Annotated in this window: 21 protein-coding genes and 1 CRISPR repeat array (1 of these 22 running past the window's edge); of the genes, 12 read left to right on the top strand and 9 right to left on the bottom strand. The window is 74.2% G+C overall.

All coding sequences use genetic code 11. The features are described 5' to 3' along the window. A CRISPR array of direct repeats spans positions 1 to 31; the repeat unit is 29 nt; unit sequence GGGACCACCCCCGCGTGCGCGGGGACCAC; it reaches 242 nt to the left of the window's first position. 607 nt (positions 32 to 638) lie between these two features. Beyond that, positions 639 to 1,199 (bottom strand): carboxymuconolactone decarboxylase family protein, encoded by a 561-nt coding sequence (locus IF45_RS0100720; RefSeq protein ID WP_030304840.1) that lies wholly within the window; start codon positions 1,197 to 1,199, stop codon positions 639 to 641. Positions 1,200 to 1,305: 106 nt separating this feature from the next. Here IF45_RS0100720 and pdxR point away from each other — a divergent pair, with 106 nt between their 5' ends. From pdxR to IF45_RS0100700, 4 genes are all read left to right on the top strand, one after another. Further along, positions 1,306 to 2,733, top strand: coding sequence for a MocR-like pyridoxine biosynthesis transcription factor PdxR (gene pdxR / locus IF45_RS0100715; protein ID WP_030304838.1), 1,428 nt, complete (start codon positions 1,306 to 1,308; stop codon positions 2,731 to 2,733). A 284-nt stretch (positions 2,734 to 3,017) separates the two neighbouring features. Further along, positions 3,018 to 3,596, top strand: a complete 579-nt coding sequence (locus IF45_RS34335; RefSeq protein WP_030304837.1) for a hypothetical protein — start codon at positions 3,018 to 3,020, stop codon at positions 3,594 to 3,596. A 143-nt stretch (positions 3,597 to 3,739) separates the two neighbouring features. Continuing rightward, a complete protein-coding gene (locus IF45_RS0100705) occupies positions 3,740 to 4,960 on the top strand; it encodes a glutathionylspermidine synthase family protein (protein WP_003948470.1) in 1,221 nt (406 codons plus the stop codon). Between the two features lie 43 nt (positions 4,961 to 5,003). Then, on the top strand, positions 5,004 to 5,537 hold the full coding sequence (locus IF45_RS0100700) for a GNAT family N-acetyltransferase (protein ID WP_030304835.1): 534 nt from the start codon (positions 5,004 to 5,006) through the stop codon (positions 5,535 to 5,537). A 12-nt stretch (positions 5,538 to 5,549) separates the two neighbouring features. On the opposite strand, the gene rocD is transcribed toward IF45_RS0100700, so the two are convergent. Then, positions 5,550 to 6,803, bottom strand: coding sequence for an ornithine--oxo-acid transaminase (gene rocD / locus IF45_RS0100695; protein WP_003948468.1), 1,254 nt, complete (start codon positions 6,801 to 6,803; stop codon positions 5,550 to 5,552). A gap of 357 nt (positions 6,804 to 7,160) precedes the next feature. Here rocD and IF45_RS0100690 point away from each other — a divergent pair, with 357 nt between their 5' ends. After that, the gene (locus tag IF45_RS0100690) at positions 7,161 to 7,658 is read left to right on the top strand and encodes a hypothetical protein (protein WP_003948467.1); all 498 of its coding nucleotides are present in this window, start codon (positions 7,161 to 7,163) and stop codon (positions 7,656 to 7,658) included. Positions 7,659 to 7,766: 108 nt separating this feature from the next. Here IF45_RS0100690 and IF45_RS33220 read toward each other — a convergent pair whose 3' ends face one another. Further along, positions 7,767 to 7,937 (bottom strand): hypothetical protein, encoded by a 171-nt coding sequence (locus tag IF45_RS33220; protein WP_008410796.1) that lies wholly within the window; start codon positions 7,935 to 7,937, stop codon positions 7,767 to 7,769. A 156-nt stretch (positions 7,938 to 8,093) separates the two neighbouring features. Between IF45_RS33220 and IF45_RS0100680 the strand changes: the two genes are divergently transcribed. After that, positions 8,094 to 8,921 (top strand): S1 family peptidase, encoded by an 828-nt coding sequence (locus IF45_RS0100680; RefSeq protein WP_008410798.1) that lies wholly within the window; start codon positions 8,094 to 8,096, stop codon positions 8,919 to 8,921. A 90-nt stretch (positions 8,922 to 9,011) separates the two neighbouring features. Here the strand turns inward: IF45_RS0100680 and IF45_RS0100675 are convergent, their stop codons facing one another. Together IF45_RS0100675 and IF45_RS0100665 are read right to left on the bottom strand one after the other, a co-directional pair. Further along, the gene (locus tag IF45_RS0100675) at positions 9,012 to 9,848 is read right to left on the bottom strand and encodes a DUF1206 domain-containing protein (protein ID WP_030304832.1); all 837 of its coding nucleotides are present in this window, start codon (positions 9,846 to 9,848) and stop codon (positions 9,012 to 9,014) included. Positions 9,849 to 10,425: 577 nt separating this feature from the next. Beyond that, positions 10,426 to 10,611, bottom strand: coding sequence for a CsbD family protein (locus IF45_RS0100665; RefSeq protein ID WP_003948463.1), 186 nt, complete (start codon positions 10,609 to 10,611; stop codon positions 10,426 to 10,428). Between the two features lie 299 nt (positions 10,612 to 10,910). Between IF45_RS0100665 and IF45_RS0100660 the strand changes: the two genes are divergently transcribed. The 4 genes from IF45_RS0100660 (at position 10,911) to IF45_RS0100645 (ending at position 14,273) form a co-directional block, all read left to right on the top strand. Then, positions 10,911 to 11,081, top strand: coding sequence for a hypothetical protein (locus IF45_RS0100660; RefSeq protein WP_008405281.1), 171 nt, complete (start codon positions 10,911 to 10,913; stop codon positions 11,079 to 11,081). Positions 11,082 to 11,301: 220 nt separating this feature from the next. Then, complete coding sequence (gene trpS, locus IF45_RS0100655) at positions 11,302 to 12,315, top strand: tryptophan--tRNA ligase (protein ID WP_008405279.1); 1,014 nt, start codon at positions 11,302 to 11,304, stop codon at positions 12,313 to 12,315. Between the two features lie 98 nt (positions 12,316 to 12,413). After that, a complete protein-coding gene (locus tag IF45_RS0100650) occupies positions 12,414 to 12,944 on the top strand; it encodes a 2'-5' RNA ligase family protein (RefSeq protein ID WP_003948460.1) in 531 nt (176 codons plus the stop codon). Between the two features lie 78 nt (positions 12,945 to 13,022). Then, entirely contained in the window at positions 13,023 to 14,273 is a 1,251-nt protein-coding gene (locus tag IF45_RS0100645; protein WP_030304827.1) for a hypothetical protein, read from the top strand. A gap of 2 nt (positions 14,274 to 14,275) precedes the next feature. Here IF45_RS0100645 and IF45_RS0100640 read toward each other — a convergent pair whose 3' ends face one another. Further along, positions 14,276 to 14,470: a hypothetical protein gene (locus IF45_RS0100640; RefSeq protein ID WP_129854232.1), complete on the bottom strand. Its 195-nt coding sequence runs from the start codon at positions 14,468 to 14,470 to the stop codon at positions 14,276 to 14,278. 109 nt (positions 14,471 to 14,579) lie between these two features. On the opposite strand from IF45_RS0100640, the gene IF45_RS0100635 reads away from it, so the two are divergent. Next, positions 14,580 to 15,554 carry an NAD(P)-dependent oxidoreductase gene (locus IF45_RS0100635; RefSeq protein WP_018894291.1) on the top strand — a complete coding sequence of 325 codons (975 nt, stop codon included), beginning with the start codon at positions 14,580 to 14,582 and terminating at the stop codon, positions 15,552 to 15,554. A gap of 22 nt (positions 15,555 to 15,576) precedes the next feature. On the opposite strand, the gene IF45_RS0100630 is transcribed toward IF45_RS0100635, so the two are convergent. Further along, positions 15,577 to 16,539: a LysR family transcriptional regulator gene (locus IF45_RS0100630; RefSeq protein WP_010638565.1), complete on the bottom strand. Its 963-nt coding sequence runs from the start codon at positions 16,537 to 16,539 to the stop codon at positions 15,577 to 15,579. A gap of 235 nt (positions 16,540 to 16,774) precedes the next feature. Here IF45_RS0100630 and snpA point away from each other — a divergent pair, with 235 nt between their 5' ends. Further along, the gene (gene snpA, locus IF45_RS0100625; protein ID WP_003948456.1) at positions 16,775 to 17,422 is read left to right on the top strand and encodes a snapalysin; all 648 of its coding nucleotides are present in this window, start codon (positions 16,775 to 16,777) and stop codon (positions 17,420 to 17,422) included. 76 nt (positions 17,423 to 17,498) lie between these two features. Here the strand turns inward: snpA and dprE2 are convergent, their stop codons facing one another. Together dprE2 and IF45_RS0100615 are read right to left on the bottom strand one after the other, a co-directional pair. Continuing rightward, the gene (gene dprE2, locus IF45_RS0100620; protein WP_003948455.1) at positions 17,499 to 18,254 is read right to left on the bottom strand and encodes a decaprenylphospho-beta-D-erythro-pentofuranosid-2-ulose 2-reductase; all 756 of its coding nucleotides are present in this window, start codon (positions 18,252 to 18,254) and stop codon (positions 17,499 to 17,501) included. Positions 18,255 to 18,286: 32 nt separating this feature from the next. After that, positions 18,287 to 19,651, bottom strand: coding sequence for an FAD-binding oxidoreductase (locus tag IF45_RS0100615; protein ID WP_030304825.1), 1,365 nt, complete (start codon positions 19,649 to 19,651; stop codon positions 18,287 to 18,289). Between the last annotated feature and the right edge of the window lie 47 nt (positions 19,652 to 19,698).

Genomic DNA, 19,698 nt, shown 5'->3' with positions numbered 1-19,698 from the left:
TTGGGACCACCCCCGCGTGCGCGGGGACCACTCTCCCTGACCAGCAGGTTTACGGCGCCCCTGCCTCAGTTTCTGCAAGCTTCGCCGATAGCGATATTCGCCCCAAAATGCCCACCTCGCCGTGAGTTCTCGCTAGATCCTACGCAGCGGACCGAGGCGGCGGAGCAGACCCCGGCCCCCCCACGCACCTCATCCCCCATTCATCACGCGAACGAACGCACCTCGCCCCGGCCCCACACCCAGCCCCGAGCCCCCTCGTTTCACCCTCCTGACCCCATCGAGTCACGGAGGCGCCCATGCTGACCACAACTCGCCCGCGCACCACGCCCGTTCCCCCGCCCTGTCCTGACCGGGCCTGCCACACGGACATCCATGGCCGGCTCTGGAAGGACACGACCTACCTCCGCAACGACCCCGACAACTGGCGCTGGTACTGCTCCAGGTGCGGCCAGCACTGGATGCCCACTCACGAGCAGTTCGCCTGGTATCGGACTTTGCCGGTGGCGTAGCGGGCTGCGGGGTGTGGTGCTTCAGGCACGGTCCGCCCCCTCCGGCCTACGCGAACAGGCGAAGAAGCGGGAGCTCCCCCACGACCCCCGCTTCCCCGCCCTCGAATCCCCGGGGCGCCGGACCCGCCTTCACTGCCCCAGCGACCCCGGCACGTAATGCCCCGGAACATTCCGCGCCGCCACCGAAAGCCGGTTCCACGCATTGATCACCGTGATGGCGCCGATCAGGTGGGCCAGCTCCTTCTCGTCGAAGTGTTCGGCGGCGTGGGCGTAGACCTCGTCCGGGACGAAGCCGTCGGTGAGGACGGTGATGGCCTCGGTCAGTTCGATCGCGGCGATCTCCTTGGCCGTGTAGTAGTGCTTCGACTCCTCCCAGGCGCTGAGCTGGACGATGCGCTCGACGGACTCGCCCATCGCGAGGGCGTCCTTGGTGTGCATGTCGAGGCAGAAGGCGCAGTGGTTGATCTGGGAGGCGCGGATCTTGACGAGTTCGCCGATGACCGGGTCCAGGTTCTTGCGGGCGGCCGCGTCGGCGCGGGCCAGCGCGCGGTAGAGGTCGGGGGCCAGTTCCGCGACGGAGATGCGGGGGGTGTGCTCCGGCAGGTAGGCGGCGGCCTTCTCGTCGGGAGTGGTGGGAGTGGTGGGAGTGGTGGAGGTGCTGGGGGCGGTGGGGGTGTTCTCGGTGGTCATGGTGGTGGTGTCCCCGTTTCTTCTGATCTGTGGCGGTTCATGTGCTTCCGGTGCTGCGTGTTGTCGAGCTTAGGAGGGGGACAGCCCAGAGGTATGGTCCATTTCCGTGACGGAATCTTGGGCCAATCTCGGGATCGACCTGCATCTGGAGCCGGCCGGGCCGGGGCTGCGGAAGGGGCTCACCGACGCGTTGCGGGAGGCGGTGCGGTCGGGGCGGCTGGCTCCCGGTACGCGGCTGCCCTCGTCCCGTACGCTCGCCGGTGATCTCGGGATCGCGCGGAACACGGTGGCCGACGCGTACGCCGATCTGGTGGCCGAGGGGCATCTCACCGCGCGCCAGGGTTCCGGGACGCGGGTCGCCGAGCAGGCGGGTCCTGCCTCGGCGGTGCCGCGTCGCCAGCGCCCGGTGCGGGTGCCCGAGCGGGCCGGCCCGGCGCACGACCTGACCCCGGGGACACCGGACCTCTCGGCCTTCCCCCGTGCGGCCTGGCTGAAGGCGGCCCGCCGGGCCCTGACCGCCGCGCCCAACGACGCCTTCGGGTACGGCGATCCGCGCGGGCGGCCGGAGTTGCGGGCGGCCCTCGCCGAGTACCTCGCGCGGGTCCGGGGGGTCGCCGCCGACCCGGAGCGGATCGTGGTGTGCGCCGGGGTGGCGCACGGGCTGAAGCTGGTGACGGAGGTGCTGGCGGCGCGGGGCGGGCATGGCGGGCGGCAGGGGGCCGGCACCGTGGCCGTGGAGACGTACGGGCTGCGGTTTCACCGGGAGTGGCTGGCGGAGGAAGGGGTGGGGACGGTTCCGCTGCCCTTCGACGCGGACGGGACCGATCCGGCGGGGCTGGACGGCGAGCGGGCGGTGCTGCTGACGCCGACGCACCACTTCCCGATGGGCGGCACGCTCTCCCCGGCGCGGCGGGCGGCGGTGGTCGACTGGGCGCGGCGGACCGGCGGGCTGATCCTGGAGGACGACTACGACGGGGAGTTCCGGCACGACCGGCGGCCGGTCGGCGCCCTGCAGGGGCTGGCCCCGGACCGGGTCGCCTACTTCGGTACCGCCAGCAAGGCGCTCGCCCCCGGCCTGCGCCTCGGCTGGCTGGTGCTGCCGCCGGCGCTGGTGGACGAGGTGCTGGCGGCCAAGGGGTACGCCGACACCTGCGGGGCGCCGGACCAGCTGACGCTCGCCGAGTTCCTCACCTCGGGGGCGTACGACCGGCAGGTGCGGCTGATGCGGCTGCGGTACCGGCGCCGCCGTGACGAGCTGGTGGCCACCCTCGCGCGGCGCGCGCCCTCGGTGCGGGTCGGCGGGATCGCGGCCGGGCTGCACGCCGTGCTGCTGCTGCCGCCCGGCACCGAGAGCGAGGTGCTGCGGGCGGCGGCCTGGCACGGGCTGGGGGTGCAGGGGCTCTCCTGGTTCCGGCACCCGGACGCGGAGGCGGCGGGCAGGCCGGTGCCGGAGGGCCTGGTCATCGGGTACGGGCGGCCGCCGGACCATGCCTGGCAGAGCGCACTGGAGACGCTCTGCCGGTGCCTGCCCTGAGGCGGGCTCCGGCGGCCATACGCCCGTTCTTTCCGGCCAGGGCGGAACCGTGCGGCCTCCTGCGGGGTCCCTTCTGAGAGCAGCGGCGTAGGCTGCGCATAAAGGCGAGATCCGGTCAGGGAGCCCCCGTCAGGGCCCTCTTGGCAGGTCGGCCCCGCCGGGACGGCGCCGCGGACGGCGGACGCCACGCCAGGGCGGCGGCCGAAAAGAGCTGTCGGCGCCGGGGGAGGACACGCGTCCCGGGCGGGGCCGTCAGGGGAGACGAACGGGGAGCTGAGACAAGCATGGCCGAGAACATCACCGTGCCCGCCGTCAGGGCACTGGACGCGCCCGTGGCCCGCCCGGCCACCGGTCCGGGCAGGGGAGCGGCGCCGCAGGAGCCGCCGGTCGCCGACGAGCGGCTGCCCGTGCCGGTCCGCCTCACCAAGTCCGGTGCGGGGGAGCCCGGTTCCGGCTCGGGGGAGCCGTCGGCGGAGCAGCGGCGCAAGAAGGCGGCCCGCCGCCGGGTGCGCTCCAGCACCGTGGCGCTGGGCTCGATGGGCGTACTGGCCGCCGCCCTCGCCGCCTGCGGCTCGGAGCCCGACCGCCGCTGCGTCGACCGCAACAGCTACTCCTACGGCGGCGGGTACAAGGTGGTCGACTCCAGCCAGTGCCGGAACGGTTCCTCGGGCTCGACCGGCGGCACGGGCGGGGGCGGCAGCTCCGGGGGCAGCGGCCGCTACGGCAGCGACCGGAGCTCCAACGCCGGCTGGTACTACGGCGGCGACAGCAAGAGCGGGTACGCCAGCGACGGCTCGTTCAACAAGAGCTCGGTCAGCTCCGGCGGCTTCGGCTGCTCGGGGAAGGGCAGCGGCGGCGGCTGACCGGCCGCACCGCTCCGCTCGCAGCAGCGCACACGCCCGGGGCGCGCGCCGGTCAGGCCGCGCCCCCGGGCCCGTACCCCTGCCCCTTCCGCCCGTGCGGGCCGCGCGGCCCGCGCCCGCCGCGTACAGGACGGACCACCACCATGCAGCGCCACACCATCGAGCCGCGCCCCGGCTGGCAGGAGACCGTCGAGGCCCAGGGCGTCATCTACCCGCTGACCCGCCACCCCGACGACTCGCTCCGCCCGTACTGGGACGAGAGCGCCTACTACTCCTTCAGCCTGGCCGAGGTCGAGGCGCTGGAGGAGGTCGTCGAGGAACTGCACGCCATGTGCCTGGCCGCCGCCGCGCACATCGTGGAGAAGGACCGCTTCGCCGAACTCGGCATCACCGACCCGCGCCTCGCCTCCCTCGTCACCGAGGCCTGGCACCGCAAGGCCGAACTGCCCTCGCTCTACGGCCGGTTCGACCTCTGGTACGACGGTTCGGGGGCGCCCGCCAAGATGCTGGAGTACAACGCCGACACCCCCACCTCGCTGGTGGAGGCGGCCAGCGCCCAGTGGTTCTGGATGGAGGAACGGTTCCCCGGCGCCGACCAGTGGAACTCCCTGCACGAACGGCTCGTCGACGCCTGGCGCGCGCAGGCCGCGCTGCTGCCGCCGGGCAGCCCCGTGCACTTCGCGCACACCATCGACGACGAGTGCGGCGAGGACCTGATGACCGTCGCCTACCTGCGCGAGACCGCCGCCCAGGCAGGGCTGGAGACCGAGGCGATAGCCGTCGAGGACATCGGCTGGGACAGCCTCTCGCACCGCTTCGTCGACCAGCGGCTCCGCTTCATCCGCAGCTGCTTCAAGCTGTACCCGTGGGAGTGGCTGGCCACCGACGACTTCGGCCCGCACGTCCTGGACACCCTCGACAACGGCGGCGGCACCGGCTCCACCCTCTGGATCGAGCCCGCCTGGAAGATGCTCCTCTCCAACAAGGCCCTCCTCGCCATCCTCTGGGAGCTCTACCCCGGCCACCCCAACCTCCTCGCCTCCTACCTCGACGGCCCGCGCGAACTCGCCACCACCACCGGGTACGTCACCAAGCCCCTGCTCGGCCGCGAAGGCGCCGGCGTCACCCTCCACCAGCCCGGCGGGACACAGACCCCCGCGCCCGCCACCGGCCCGAGCTGCTACCAGCAACTCGCCCTCCTGCCCGACCTGTCGACCCCCGCTCCCGGCGCCCACAGCCCCACCAACCACGTCGTCCTCGGCGCCTGGGTCGTCGCCGACGAGGCCGCCGGGCTCGGCATCCGCGAATCGGCCGGCCCCGTCACCGACGGCTACGCCCGCTTCCTCCCGCACGTCATCCTCTGACCCGCCCCCGCTCCCCGCCCCACCCCGAGAGAGACCTGACCCGGTGCCCGAACTCCAGCGCCTGCGCGCCGACCACGCCCCCGCCCTCCTCGCCTTCGAACGCGAGAACCGCGCCTGGTTCGCCCGCACCATCAGCGACCGGGGCGACGCCTACTTCGCCGACTTCCCCGCCCGCCACCGCGCCCTCCTCACCTACCAGGACGAGGGCACCGACCACTTCCACGTCCTGGTCGCCGACGACGCCACCACGATCCTGGGCCGCTTCAACCTGATGGACATCAGCGACGGCCAGGCCGAACTCGGCTTCCGCATGGCCGAGTCGGCCACCGGCCGCGGCCTCGCCACCGAGGCCGCCCGGACCGTCTGCCACCTGGCCGCCACCGCCTACGCCCTCACCTCCCTCCGCGCCCAGGCAAACCTGGACAACCTCGCCTCCCACACCGTGCTGACCCGCACCGGCTTCACGGCGACGGAGCAGACGGTGCTGCGGAACGGGACGGCGGGGCGGAGGTACGTGAAGGAACTGGCGGGACCGGAGGAAGGGGCGGCCGGGGCGATCGGGGCGGCCGGGCTCTGAGGGGCCGGGGCCCTACGCCATCCCCAGCACCCCCCGCAGCTCCCCGAGGCCCCAGTCCAGGTCCTCCGCCGAGATGACCAGGGGCGGGGCGATGCGGATGGTGGAGCCGTGGGTGTCCTTGACGAGGACGCCTCGGGACATGAGGCGTTCGGAGATCTCGCGGCCGGTGCCGACGGCGGGGTCGAGGTCGACGCCGGCCCAGAGGCCGCGGCCGCGGACGGCGCGGACCGGGCCGTCGGCCTTGACGAGGTCGGCGAGGGCGTTGTGGAGGCGGGTGCCGAGTTCGGTGGCGCGGGCCTGGTACTCGCCGGTGCGCAGCATCGCGATGACCTCCAGGGCGACGGCGCAGGCCAGGGGGTTGCCGCCGAAGGTGGAGCCGTGCTCGCCGGGGCGGAAGACGCCGAGGACGTCGCTGTCGCCGACCACCGCCGAGACGGGGACGACGCCGCCGCCGAGGGCCTTGCCCAGCAGGTAGAGGTCGGGGACGACGCCCTCGTGCTCGCAGGCGAAGGTCCTGCCGGTGCGGCCGAGGCCGGACTGGATCTCGTCGGCGATGAAGAGGACGTTCCGCTCGGCGGTCAGTTCGCGGACCCGGCGCAGGTAGCCGGCGGGCGGCACCAGGACCCCGGCCTCGCCCTGGATCGGCTCCAGCAGCACGGCCACCGTGTCGTCGGTGAGGGCGGCCTCCAGCGCGTCGGCGTCGCCGTAGGGGACCACGTCGAAGCCCGGGGTGTACGGGCCGTAGTCGGCGCGGGCCTCCTCGTCGGTGGAGAAGCTGACGATGGTGGTCGTGCGGCCGTGGAAGTTGCCGGAGGCGACGACGATGCGGGCGGCGCCGTCCGGGACGCCCTTGACCCGGTACCCCCACTTGCGGGCGGTCTTCACCGCCGTCTCGACCGCCTCGGCGCCGGTGTTCATCGGCAGCACCATGTCCTTGCCGCAGAGGGCGGCCAGCTCCTCGCAGAAGGCGGCGAACCGGTCGTGGAAGAAGGCCCGCGAGGTGAGCGTCACCCGGTCCAGCTGGGCCTTGGCTGCGGCGATCAGGCGGGGGTTGGCGTGGCCGAAGTTGAGCGCGGAGTACCCGGCGAGCAGGTCCAGGTACCGCTTGCCGTCGACGTCGGTCATCCAGGCGCCCTCGGCGCTCGCCACCACCACGGGCAGCGGATGGTAGTTGTGCGCGCTGTGCGCCTCGGCGGCGTCGATGGCCTCGGCGGTCGCGGAACCGGGAGCGGGGGAGGAGTGCGTACCAGAAGGCGTACCAGACACGGGATCTCCGTTCGTCCTGCTGCGGGTGAGGCCGGGGTGTGGCCCTCTTTCTATCGTCGCTCGCCGTCCCCGTCCGGAAACCCGGCCGTGCCCGGCGAGGCGGTCGGGGGCGGCCGCCGCCAGTCGGCGCGCAGGGGGCGTTATCCAACCGTGATCTTTCCGGCGTCCCGACTCGTCCGCCCCTGACCGGTTATCCGGCGATATTCCGCAGTGCGGCGACCCGTTGCCGCCGCGTACCCGGGGCGTTGGAGAGGTTGTGCGGTGGTTGCTGTGCTCACTCCGGGCGCACGGTCACCAGGACGGCGCGAAGAGGGAAGTCGACAGGGCCGGTGAACGGCGAGGAGCGGCAGGAGAGATATGAGCGCGCTGGATTTCTGTGCCGAGGTACTGATCGAGGGCCGGATCAGGGGCGCCGGTCTCGGCGACTCCATGGCGGTCTGGGACCGGTGCATGGGCTACGAGTACACCGACGGCCTCAGCCGGGGGCGGCTGCGCCGTGACTACGGCCTGGTCGAGATCATCTTCGAGCAGTACGACACCGGCTGGCACGCCACGGGCATCGAGATCCAGGCGTACCGCCTCGGCCGGTTCGGCGTCGGGATCGTGCCGCAGGTGCTCGCGCCGTACTTCGGCGCCGTGGAGAGCCGGGTCAACGCCAAGGAGCTGCTGGAGACGGTGGCGGCCAAGGGGTTCGGCATCGAGGCCGTCCACGAGGAGGGCGCCCGCACCCACGCGTACCGCGTCGACAGCAGCGGCGGTGTGGTCTACGTCCTGATGGCGGAGACGCGCAGCATGAAGGTGCCGTCGGTGGGCGACGTGTGGACGGTGGTGCTGGAGCTGCCCGACGAGGAGTGAGCCCCCGGGGCCCGGTTGTACGGACGCCGGTGCCGCAGAGGATGAGGGAACGATTCCCCTCGTCCGCCGCGGCGCCGGCGTCCGTCGTACCGGCGGCCTCCGCGGGCGTCAGCGTCCGCCCTTCCGGTCCGGGTCGTCCTCGGCCGTGGGCAGCTCGCCGTGGCCCTCGTACCAGGGGTTGACCCAGCCGCAGACCGCGCAGGAGTAGCGGCCGTTCACGCCGTAGATCTCGGTGCCGCACTGCCGGCACTCGGTCCGGGTGATCTCGCTGGCGCTCATGAACGGCCAGCTTAGGGGAGTTGGCGAGGGCGGTGGCTGAAATTGGTCCCTTGTCCGGCCGAAGATGTGCGCCAACAATGCGCATGTCAACTCGTCCACGCACGCCCGTGTCGCGCCCCCCACCTGTCCGGCACGGGCCGCAGAGAGGCCCCCCACATGAAGAAGCCCCTGGCCGGAGCCTTGCTCGCCGCCGCCCTGCTCGGCGCCTCCGCCGCTCCCGCCGTCGCCGCTCCCGGCCCGGCCGCCCCCGCCGCCGTAGACCTGGCCGGCACCGTCGCGCTCTCCAACTGTTCCGGCTCCGTCGTGCGCGCCCCGTCCGCCTCGGCCGACGACCCCGCGCTGGTCCTCTCCAACGGGCACTGCCTGGAGACCGGGTTCCCCGCGCCCGGCGAGGTCCTGGTCGACCAGCCCTCCTCGCGCTCCTTCACCCTGCTCGACGGCGCGGGCAACGGCGTCGGCACGCTGCGCGCCGCCAAGCTGGCGTACGGCACCATGACCGACACCGACGTCTCCCTCTACCAGCTCGGCGAGAGCTACGCCGAGATCGAGAGCGCCTACGGCATCGAGGCCCTGGAACTCGACGCCGCCCGCCCGTCCGAGGGCGCCGCGATCACCGTCGCCTCCGGGTACTGGAAGCGGACGTACAACTGCTCCGTCGACGGCTTCGCCCACCAGCTCAAGGAGGGCAGCTGGACCTGGAAGGACTCGGTCCGCTACACCGACGCCTGCGACACCATCGGCGGCACCTCCGGCTCCCCGGTGATCGACGACGCCACCGGCAAGGTCGTCGCCGTCAACAACACGGGCAACGAGAGCGGCGGCCGCTGCACCGACAACAACCCGTGCGAGGTCGACGAGAACGGTGAGGTCACCGTCCGCGAGGGCATCAACTACGGCCAGCAGACCTACACCCTCGTCCCCTGCATAGGCCCCGGCAGCGAGATCGACCTCGGCCGCGAGGGCTGCGCCGTACCGAAGCCCTGACACGCCACCCTCCCGTACGAAGGGGCGCCCCCGGACCAGCTGGTCCGGGGGCGCCCCTTCGTACGCCGGGTCAGGCACCCGGCGCCGTCCTCAGACCTTGCGCCACTTGGCGTTGGCGAAGGAGAACAGGCCGAAGGCGGCGAGGCCCACCGCGACCAGGACCAGCAGCCACGGGCCCGCCGGGGTGTCCGCGAAGGAGCGCAGCGTGTCGTCCATGCCCTTGGCCTCGTCGGGGTCGTAGTCGACGGCCGCCACCACGGCGAAGACCCCGGCGGCCGCGAAGACCAGGCCGCGTGCGGCGCCGCCGAAGACGCCGGTCACGTCCACGAACTGGCGGGCGCGGCGGGACATCGCGCCCATCCGCAGGTGCTTGTGGTACTTCCGCATCACCGCCCGGGCGCCGACCACCACACCGGCGACGGCCACGCCCAGCGCCGCCACGCCGACGATCCACTGCCCGCCGGGCAGCCCGAGCGCCTGCGCGGTGATGTCCTGCGACTGCTTGTCGCTGGAGCCGCCGCCGCTCTTCTCCCCGGCGGCGAACGACAGCACCGAGTACGCGACGAAGGCGTAGAAGACCGCCCGCGCCCCGGAGACCACCCGCTTCATCGCCTTGTCGCCGTCCGGGCCCGCCGCACCGAAGGCCGCCTCGGAGAGCCGCCACAGCGCCATGCCCACCAGGGCGATGCCGATGACCCACAGGAGTATCCCGCCGAAGGGCTGCCCGGATATCTCCTGGAGCGCGCCGCCCCGGTCGGCCTGCTTCCCGTCGCCCTGGAAGGCGATCTGGCCCGCGAGGAGCCCGACCAGCAGGTAGATCACCCCGCGGGCGGCGAAGCCGGCGCGCGCCCCGGCGGAGACCACTTTGCTGTCGGCCGCCCGCCGCGCCTGGCGGTGGCCCTCGCGTGCCATCGATGAGGAATTCATGGCACTCCGGATGCCCCCGGAAGACGTGAAGAAACGGAAAAGGAGGGGAGGGGGCGGGGTGTGGCGAGAAGTGGTGGGGGAATGTCCGTGAATTCCCGGACGAGGGGGCCGCTGCTCCGGATATTCTCCTCCGCGCAGCACAAAGCGGGGTGACAGGATCGGAAAATCCTGTCACCCCGCTGGTGCCCGGTCCCGCTCGCCCGCCGCGAAAGGGAAAGGAGGGGGAGGCGCGGTGGGCCCCGCCGGGAGGGGGAGTAGGGGGCGGGGCCCACGCGCCGGTCCTGGGCGGGGGAGCGGGTCTTCGGGTCAGCCGGGCCGTCGGGCCCGGAGGCGGCGGAGGGGGCCGCCGCTCTGCCGGAGAGCCCCGGTCGTGAGGGTGAGGAGCCGCCGGGCGGCCCGTCTCAGCCCTCCGCCGGGGCGGGGCCGTCTGGGCTGGGACACCCGGGGGTCGCTGGCCGCCGGAGCGGCCGGGCCGCCGGGCCGGAGTGCGGCGGCGCCGGTGCGGCCGGCCAGCAGCCGGCCCGGCAGGAGGCGGGCGGCGAGCCCGCCCCGGCGCGGCACCGCACGGCCTCGGCGGTCAGTGGCGGAAGGCATCCTTGCCCTTCTCCTTCGCCTGCCGCAGGTCGCCCTTGGCCTGTTCGGCCCGGCCCTCGGCGGTCAGCCGCTCGTTGCCCACGGCCCGGCCCACGGTCTCCTTGACCTTGCCCTTGGCCTGCTCGACGCGGCTCTTGCTCTTCTCGTCGGCGCTGCTCTTCTCGTTCATGGTCTGCGACTCCTTAGCGAGAGGGCGGTGAACTCTGAGGAATCGCATGACCGGCGATCGGGACGGCAAACATCCGCACCGGAAAAGACCCTCCGCCGACCCTGGCGAGGTGGCGCCCGGGGGACTCCTCGCGTGCGCGCGTTCACTGTCCCGGCATTTGCCGGACGCGCCCTTCACGCGGCCCCCACCTGCGAGTTCCCGTCTTTACCAATCTGTGAGGAACGTGTCGGGAATCTGTTCGGTGATCGAGGGCACATGGGCTCTCGACAGGGAAACTGATACTGCGGAGGTTGATCGAAATGGTGCCCCTTCTTCTTGTTCTTCTGCTCGCCGCTCTTCTTTTCGGCGCGGGTTTCGCTCTCGACATCCTGTGGTGGATCGCGGCGATCGTGATCATCGTCTGGGTCCTGGGCTTCGTCTTCCGCTCCGCCGGTGCCGGTGGCAAGCGAGGCCGCTGGTACCGCTGGTGACCGGCGCCTGACATCACCCCGCCCCCGTCCCGGGGGTGATCACCGGGACCCCCGCCCGCCAGGGCGGCATGAGCCCCGCACGGCAGCCCGCCGCGCGGGGCTCACCCGTGTCCGGTGCGCGCCCCCGCTCGCGGGTCGTGCGCTCCCCGTACACCCGGCACCCCCCGGGGTATGACGGGTCCGATTCCGGCGGGACCCGCGGACCTGAGACAATGGGTCCATGGCTTCTGATCGTCCTCGCGTGCTCTCCGGAATCCAGCCCACCGCAGGCTCGTTCCACCTCGGCAACTACCTCGGCGCGGTGCGCCAGTGGGTGGCGCTCCAGGAGACCCACGACGCCTTCTACATGGTGGTGGACCTGCACGCGATCACGGTCCCGCAGGACCCGGCGGAGCTGCGCGCCAACACCCGGCTCGCCGCCGCCCAGCTGCTCGCCGCCGGGCTCGACCCCGAGCGGTGCACCCTCTTCGTCCAGAGCCAGGTGCCCGAGCACGCCCAGCTCGGCTGGGTGATGAACTGCCTCACCGGCTTCGGCGAGGCGTCCCGGATGACCCAGTTCAAGGACAAGTCCGCCAAGCAGGGCAACGACCGCACCACCGTCGGCCTCTTCACGTACCCGATGCTGATGGTCGCCGACATCCTGCTCTACCAGGCCGACCAGGTCCCCGTCGGCGAGGACCAGCGCCAGCACCTGGAGCTGACCCGCACGCTGGCCGAGCGGTTCAACGGGACGTACGGCGAGACGTTCACCGTCCCCGGCGCGTACATCCTCAAGGAGACGGCGAAGATCTACGACCTCCAGGACCCGACGGCCAAGATGAGCAAGTCGGCCGCCAACCCCAAGGGCCTGATCAACCTCCTGGACGAGCCCAAGGCGACCGTGAAGAAGATTAAGAGCGCGGTCACCGACACCGGCTCGGAGATCCGCTTCGACCGCGCCGAGAAGGCCGGGGTCAGCAACCTCCTCTCCATCCTCTCCACCCTCTCCGGCGTGACAATCGCCGAACTGGAGGAGAAGTACACCGGCAAGGGCTACGGTGCGCTGAAGACGGACCTCGCCGAGGTCATGGTCGACTTCGTCACCCCGTTCCGCGAGCGCACCCAGGCCTACCTGGACGACCCGGAGACGCTGGACGCGATCCTCGCCGCGGGCGCCGAGAAGGCCCGCGCCGTCGCGGCCGAGACCCTGGCGCAGACCTACGACCGGCTCGGCCTGGTGCCCGCCAAGCACTGAAGGGTCCCGGACCCGGCGGGCGCGGCCGTGCCCGCACCTGAAGGCGGTGCCGTCCGGCAGGGGACGGCGCCGCCACCTTCGAAGGACAGGAGTACGACGTGGGGACCGTAACGCTCGGCGTTTCGCTCGCGGTCCCGGAGCCGCACGGCAGCTTCCTCCAGGAGCGGCGTGCCGGCTTCGGCGACACCGCGGCCTACGGCATCCCCACCCACGTCACGCTGGTCCCGCCCACCGAGGTGGCGGCGGAGGCGGTGCCCGCCATCGAGCGCCACCTCGCCGAGGTCGCCGCCACCGGCCGCCCCTTCCCGATGCGGCTCAGCGGCACCGGCACCTTCCGCCCGCTCTCGCCCGTGGTCTACGTCCGGGTCGCCGCCGGCGCGGACGCCTGCACCTGGCTCCAGAAGCAGGTCAGGGACGCCTCGGGCCCCATCGCCCGCGAACTGCAGTTCCCGTACCACCCGCACGTCACGATCGCCCACGGCATCGCCGAGGAGGCGATGGACGAGGCGTACGAGGCGCTGAAGGAGTTCGAGGCGAGCTGGACCTGCACCGGGTTCGCCCTCTACGAGCAGGGCCCGGACGGCGTCTGGCGCAAGCTGCGCGACTTCCCCTTCGGCCGCGAGGGCTGAGAGCGGCCACCGCCGGCGGGGGTACGCTGCCCGCCAGTTGAGGGCGGACCACCCCGGCCCGCCCGGGGAAGGGGACCCATGGCGCGCCGTACCGTATCGGCGGGAATGCTCACCGTCCTCGCGCTGGTGCTGACCGGCTGCGGGGCCGAGCCGGCGGGCGGGGAGAAGGACGACGCGCGGCCCGGGCGGTCCGCCGCCCCCGAGGGAGCCCCGGCCGCCTTCCGCCTGGACCACACCGGCGACCGGGACGGCCAGCTCACCGACCTGGCCGCGCTCGGCCCCGACGACCTGTGGGCCAGCGGGTACGACGAGAAGAACGGCGAGGCCACCGCCGGCTACCTGCTGCGCGACACCGGTGAGGGCTGGCGCCGCCTGCCGCTGCCCGACGCCCTCGCCGGCCTCCCGTACCCGCCGCGCCTGGACGCGGCGGGGCCCGGCACCCTCTGGGCGACCGGCACCACCGCCGAGCAGAACGGCACGCCCGTCATCGCCCGGTACGAGGACGGCCGCTGGTCCACCGTCACCCCGCCGCCCGACGGCCACCTGCTCGACCTGGTCGCCTTCGGCCCCGACGACGTCACCCTCCTCCAGGACCCCCACCTGCCCGACCAGGACGACGGCGCCGGGAACCTCACCAGCGACGACCGCAGCCGGGCCGCCCACTGGGACGGCACCCGCTGGACCACCACCCTGCTGCCCTCGGCCGCCACCGCCCTCGACGGCACCTCCGGCGACGACCTCTGGGCCGTCGGCCACCGCTCGGAGGGGCCCGGCATCGGCGGCGAGGGCCAGGCGATGACCCAGACCGCCGCCCACCACTTCGACGGCACGCGCTGGAAGACCGTCGACACCCCGCTGCGACGGTTCCCCGACCCGGTCCCGCCCGAGGCGGGCGCTGCGCTCGGCACCGTCCTCGCCGTCGCCCCGGACGAGGTCTACGCCTACGGGCGGCACTCCTTCAACCACGGCGAGGTGGAGGACGAGCCCGACGACGAGGAGCTGCGGCTGCGCTGGGACGGCAAGCGCTGGCGCGACCTGCCCGGCGCCGAGGGCGCCTGCGGCACCCGCCCCCCGCTGCTGGTCGACGGCGACACCGGAACCCTCCACGAGAACCTCTGGTACCAGGCCGCCGACGGCCCCTGCTACAAGGTCGAGCGGCCCCGGCTGCCCACCGGCGGTGAGGTCCGGAAGGGCGCCCGGCAGGGGCTGGCGCTCGCCGAGGTCGCCGTCGTCCCCGGCACCGACCGGATCGTCGGGGTCGGCCACATCGCGGTCATGCAGAGCGGTAACCCGTTCAGCCGCCCCGTCACCGTGCACGCCACCCGCTGACCTCAGCGCGGGCCGGGCCCGGCGGGGCGCAGGGCGTCGACCAGGGTGGGCAGGGCGACGCGCAGTTCGCGGGGGCCGTAGGTGCCGCCCTTGCCGCCGTTCCGCCAGTCGGTCCAGAGCCAGTTCCTGGACCTGGAAGGGTGGTCCAGGTGGTGTGGTCGCCGTCGCCGCCGGCCGGCAGGTACAGGGTCGGCCACCGGTCGCGGGGGCCGCGCCGGTCCCAGCCGCGCGGGGGTGAGCAGGGCCACTGTGCCCCCGGATGCGACGATCCCCGCACGGACCCGATCCCGCGCAGAGGAGCCGCCCATGTCCTCCACCCCCCTCCCCGCCGGCCTGCTCGACCGGGCCGCCCTCGCGGTCGGGCCCGGCACCGCCCCGGCCGTCGCCGGGGAACTGGCCGCGCTCACCGGCCGCCCCGTGCTCGGCTACGACGCCGAAGGGCGGATCACCGGTGCGGAGGGCGGGGCCCCGGACGCCCCGCTCGTCCTGGTCGGCGCCACCCTGCCGCCCGCGCTGCGCGGCGACCCCCGGGTCCGCTGGTTCCACAGCGTCAACGCCGGGGTCGACGCGCTGCTCGACGGCGGCTGGCCCGCCGGGGTGCTGCTGACCCGCACCGTGGGCCGGATGGGCGAGCGCATCGGCCAGTACGCGCTGGCCTGGGTCCTCGCCGACTGCCAGGGCGTCCCCGGCCACCTGGCCCGCACCGCGGCCCGCGCCTGGCGCCGCGAACCCTCCGAACTGGCCGCCGGGCAGACCGCGCTGGTCTACGGCACCGGGCACATCGGCACCGCCGTGGCGAGCGCCCTGGGCGCCGCCGGGCTCCACACCGTCGGCGTGGGCCGCGCCGAGCACGCGCCGGGCGGCCCCTTCGACGAGCGGATCACCGCCGGGGAGGACGGGCCGTGGCTGGGCCGCGCCCGGTTCGTGGTGGACGCGCTGCCGCTGACCGACGCCACCCGGGACTTCTTCGCCGACGCCCGGCTCTCCGCCCTGCGCGGCGCCACCTTCCTCAACGTCGGCCGGGGCGCGACCGTCAGCCTCCCCGCCCTCGGCCGCGCCCTGGCCGCCGGCCACGTCCGCGGTGCCGTCCTCGACGTGCTCACCGACGAACCCCCCGCCCCCGGCCACCCCGTCTGGGAGCTGCCGCGCACCACCCTCACCTCCCACTCGGCCGGGATCACCGCCGGCACCGACATCACCGCCGACTTCCGCGCCTGCTGGGAGGCGCTCCGGGCGGGGCGGGCGCCGGAACTGGCGGTACGGGTGGGGCGCGGGTACTGAACGGGCGTACGCCTGGCCGGGGTCAGCCGCCGAGCAGCGCCCCCGGCCGTTCCGGCGCGCCCTCCAGCCACTCGCGGTACGGGCCCGCCCGGAGCGCCGCCGCGCGGTAGGCGGCGGTCAGTTCCTCGTAGGCGGGACCGGCGGCCGGGCAGCGCGGCGGGGTGACCAGGAGGAGGCGGACGGCGAGCGGGTCGTCGCGGAGCGGGCGGATGACCATGTCGTCGCGCGGGCCCGAGGTGGGCTGGCAGGGGGCGACGGCCTCGCCGAGCGCCACCAGGGAGGCGGTGGTCAGGTAGTCGCCGTGCAGCACCGGCGGATCGATCCCGGCGGCGGCCAGCACCCGGCGTACGCCGTCCCACTCGCCGTCGACCGAGGGGTCGACCATCCACCGGTCCTGGGCGAGGTCGGCGAGGTCCACCACCGGGCGGGCCGCCGCCGGATGGTCGGGGGCCAGCGAGATGAACTGGGGCTCGCGCTCCAGCAGGGTGTGCTGCACCAGGCCGTCCGGGACCCGCAGCGGACTGCCCTCCACCTCGTGGACGAAGGCGAGGTCCAGGCGGCCGGCGCGCAGCGAGCGGAGCAGCACGGTCGCCGAGACGTCGACCTGGAGGGTGATGTCGGTCTCCGGCATCCGCCCCCGCAGCCGGCGCAGCCAGTCGCCGACGATCCGGCTCGCGGTCGAGCCGACCCGCAGCCGGGGCCCGGGCCGGCCGAGCGCGGCGGCCTCGGCGCGGGCCTCCTCGACCAGGACCGCCATCGAGTCGACCACGGTGCGGGCCCGGGAGAGCACGGTGCGGCCCAGCAGGGTGGGGCGGCACCCGTCGCGGCCCCGGTGGAAGAGTTCGGCGCCGAGGCTCTGTTCGATGCGGCGCAGTTGTGTGGTCAGTGCGGGCTGGCTCACGCCGAGTTCGCGTGCGGCGCGGCGCACGCTTCCGGTGTCGGCGATGGCGCAGAGCGCGCGAAGGTGACGCACCTCGAGCTCCATGGACCGAGGCTAGAAGCGCCCCGCCCGCCCCGCCAGTGGTCCCAAGCACGCCAAATGCCCTCAACCATCCGGAAGGGTACGGGACGTGGCCAGGAATATAAGACCGGGTTATCGCAGGTTGGCATCATGTGCCCGACGTCGGTGCGCTCCAGACTCGTTCCCGGACCGAACTCCTCGGTCCGGTACGCGGCGGACCCCACTCCGCCCGTGCCGCGGACAGTCAGGAGACCCCCACATGCGTATGACCCGGACCGCCTCCGCCCTCGCCGGGCTCGGCCTCGCCGTCGCCGCCGCCCTCGGCTCGGTCGCCCCCGCCTCGGCCGCCGCCGAGACCTCGACCCCGCGCTCGGTCGCCGCCTACGAGGCGTCCACCGAGAACGCCGCCGCCACCCGCGCCTTCCAGGAGGCGGTCATGAAGGCGGTCGCCGAGAAGCGCGCCGCCAACCCGGGCGCGCTCGCCGTCACCGTCACCTACGACGCCTCGGCCGCCCCCACCTTCCGCTCGCAGATCGCCAGCTCCACCTCGATCTGGAACGGCGCCGTCTCCAACGTCCGCCTCCAGGAAGGCTCCAACGCCGACTTCACGTACCGCGAGGGCAACGACCCGCGCGGTTCGTACGCCAGCACCGACGGCCACGGCCGGGGCTACATCTTCCTCGACTACGCCCAGAACCAGCAGTACAACTCCACCCGGGTGACCACCCACGAGACCGGCCACGTGCTCGGCCTGCCCGACACCTACTCCGGCCCGTGCAGCCAGCTGATGTCCGGCGGCGGCCCCGGCCCGTCCTGCACCAACGCTCAGCCCGACTCCGCCGAGCGCTCCCGCGTCGAGCAGCTCTGGGCCAACGGCCTCGCCGAGGCCGCAGCAGAGGTCCGCTGACCTAGGCCGTGTGACACCCCCAGCCCGGGCGGCTCCCTCCCCCATGGGGAGCCGCCCGGGCATCTTTCTGCCCGGATCAGACCACCAGCCGCCGGAACAGCGGGCGGGGCAGGCCGCGTACGGCCGACATGACCAGGCGCAGGCCGCCGGGGACCCAGACGGTCTCCGAGCCCCGGCGCAGGCCCAGTTCGATCGCGGCGGCCACCTGGCCGGGGGTGGTGGTCAGGCGGGCGTCGCCGCGGGGCGTGCCCGGGTCGAGGACGGTGCCGGGGCGGACCACCATCACCCGTACGCCCGTGCCGTACAGGGCGTCGCCCAGCCCCTGCGCGAAGGCGTCCAGGCCGGCCTTGGACGAGCCGTAGATGAAGTCGGCGCGGCGGGCCCGGACCCCGGCGGCCGAGGAGAGGACCACCAGGGTGCCGTGGCCCTGCTCCTGGAGGGCCGCGCCGCAGAGCAGTCCGGCGCCGACCGCGCCCGTGTAGTTGGTCTGCGCCACCCGGACCGCGTCCAGCGGGCGGGACTCGTCCCGTGCCTGGTCGCCGGCGATGCCGAAGGCGAGCAGCACCAGGTCCACGTCGCCTGCGGCGAACACCGGCCCCAGCGAAGCCTGGTGGGACTCGGGGTCGAGCGCGTCGAAGGGCACGGTACGGACTTCGGCGCCGAGTGCCGTCAGCTCGCCGGCCGCCTTCTCCAGCGCGGGGGAGGGGCGCCCCGCCAGGTGCACCAGGCGTGCCCCGCGGGCGATCAGGCGGCGTGCGGTGGCCAGGCCGATGGCCGAGGTGCCGCCGAGGACCAGCAGGGACCGGGGCGGACCGGAGGCGTCCTTGGGCATGCCGCTCCTTCGCGGGTGTCCCGCCGGCCGGTTCACAGGCCGAGCCGCCGGGCGAGGTCGGAGGTGAAGACGGAGCTGGGGTCCACAGCGGCCCGCAGCTCCCGGAAGTCGTCCAGCAGCGGGTACATCGCGTCCAGCAGCTCCGGCCGGACCCGGCTGTCCCGGGCCAGGCAGACCCGGCCGCCGGCCGCCGCCACCTCCTCGTCCAGCTCGTCGAGGAGGGCGGTCAACCCCGGTGCACGGGCGGGGAGTTCCAGCGACAGGCCCCAGCCGCGCGCCGGGAAGGAGAGCCACCCCGGCGACCCCTCCCCGAACCGCTTCAGCAGCCCCGGCCGGGTGGCGCACCCCTGCTCCGCGACCCGCCGCACCAGGTGCCGCAGCACGTCCTCGCAGCCGTGCCCGACCGCGCACCGGTACGCCACCGTGCCCTCGCCCCGGCCCAGCGCGTGGCCGCCGTCCAGTACGGGCAGGGCGGCGGCCAGGCCGCGCAGGGTCCCGGCGCGGCGGCGCGGGGCCGCCCGGTGGCGCAGGTCGTGGAGGAGGCCCAGCGCCCGGCGGCCCAGCGGCCGGTCCGGGGTGAGCTGGGGGACGAGGCCCGGCGGGAGCTGCGGCGGGGCCGGCAGCTGGGGGCGGGCGGCCAGCGGGCGGCGGGCGAGCCGGGCCGGGAGCGCCTCCGGCGGGGCGTGGTCGGCGTGGAGCACGGTGCCCCGGCCGGTGGCGGCGCCCCGGGCCAGCAGGTCGACGCGGGCGCTCGCGTAGGTGTGGCGGAGGTCGGCGTCGCAGAGCCGCGCCATCAGGTCGTCCAGGTCGGTGGCGCGGGCCGAGCCGGTCAGCAGCAGGGAGGTGGCCACCGGCTGGAGCTGGAGGGTGGCGGTGAGGACCACGCCGGTCAGGCCGAGCCCGCCGGTGGTCGCGTCGAAGAGCGGCGTACCCCGGTCCACGACGTGCACCGTGCCGTCGGCGGTGAGGAGTTCGAAGGCGAGCAGGTGGCGGGCGAAGGAGCCGGCGCGGTGGTGGTTGGGTCCGTGCAGGTCGGCGCCGACCGCGCCGCCCACCGTGACCCGCTCCGCCCCCGGCGGCACCGGAACGAACCAGCCCAGCGGCAGCACCAGTTCGGCCAGCCGGTGGAGGGTGATCCCGGCGTCGCACAGGACGGTGCCGCCGGCCGCGTCGATGGCGTGCACCCGGTCGAGCGCGGACATGTCGAGGACGTCGCCCCCGGTGTCGCGGGCGGTGTCCCCGGGGGCCCTGCCCCGGCCCCGGGCGATGGCGCCGCGATGCCCGCAGTCGCGGACGGCCTCGGCCGCCTCCTCGTAGCTGCGCGGTCGCAGCAGGCGCGCGGCGGTGGGGGCGCCGCGGCCCCGGCCGGTGAGCGGAACGGTGGTGTCGACAGCCATGCCCGCGACCGTATCGCCCGGATCAGTGCTGTTCATGCCGGAACATC

This window comes from Streptomyces albidoflavus (assembly GCF_000719955.1).
Classification (GTDB): Bacteria; Actinomycetota; Actinomycetes; order Streptomycetales; family Streptomycetaceae; genus Streptomyces; species Streptomyces albidoflavus.
The sequence above is the reverse complement of the archived record's forward strand: the minus strand, read 5'-3'. Positions and strand labels throughout refer to the sequence as shown.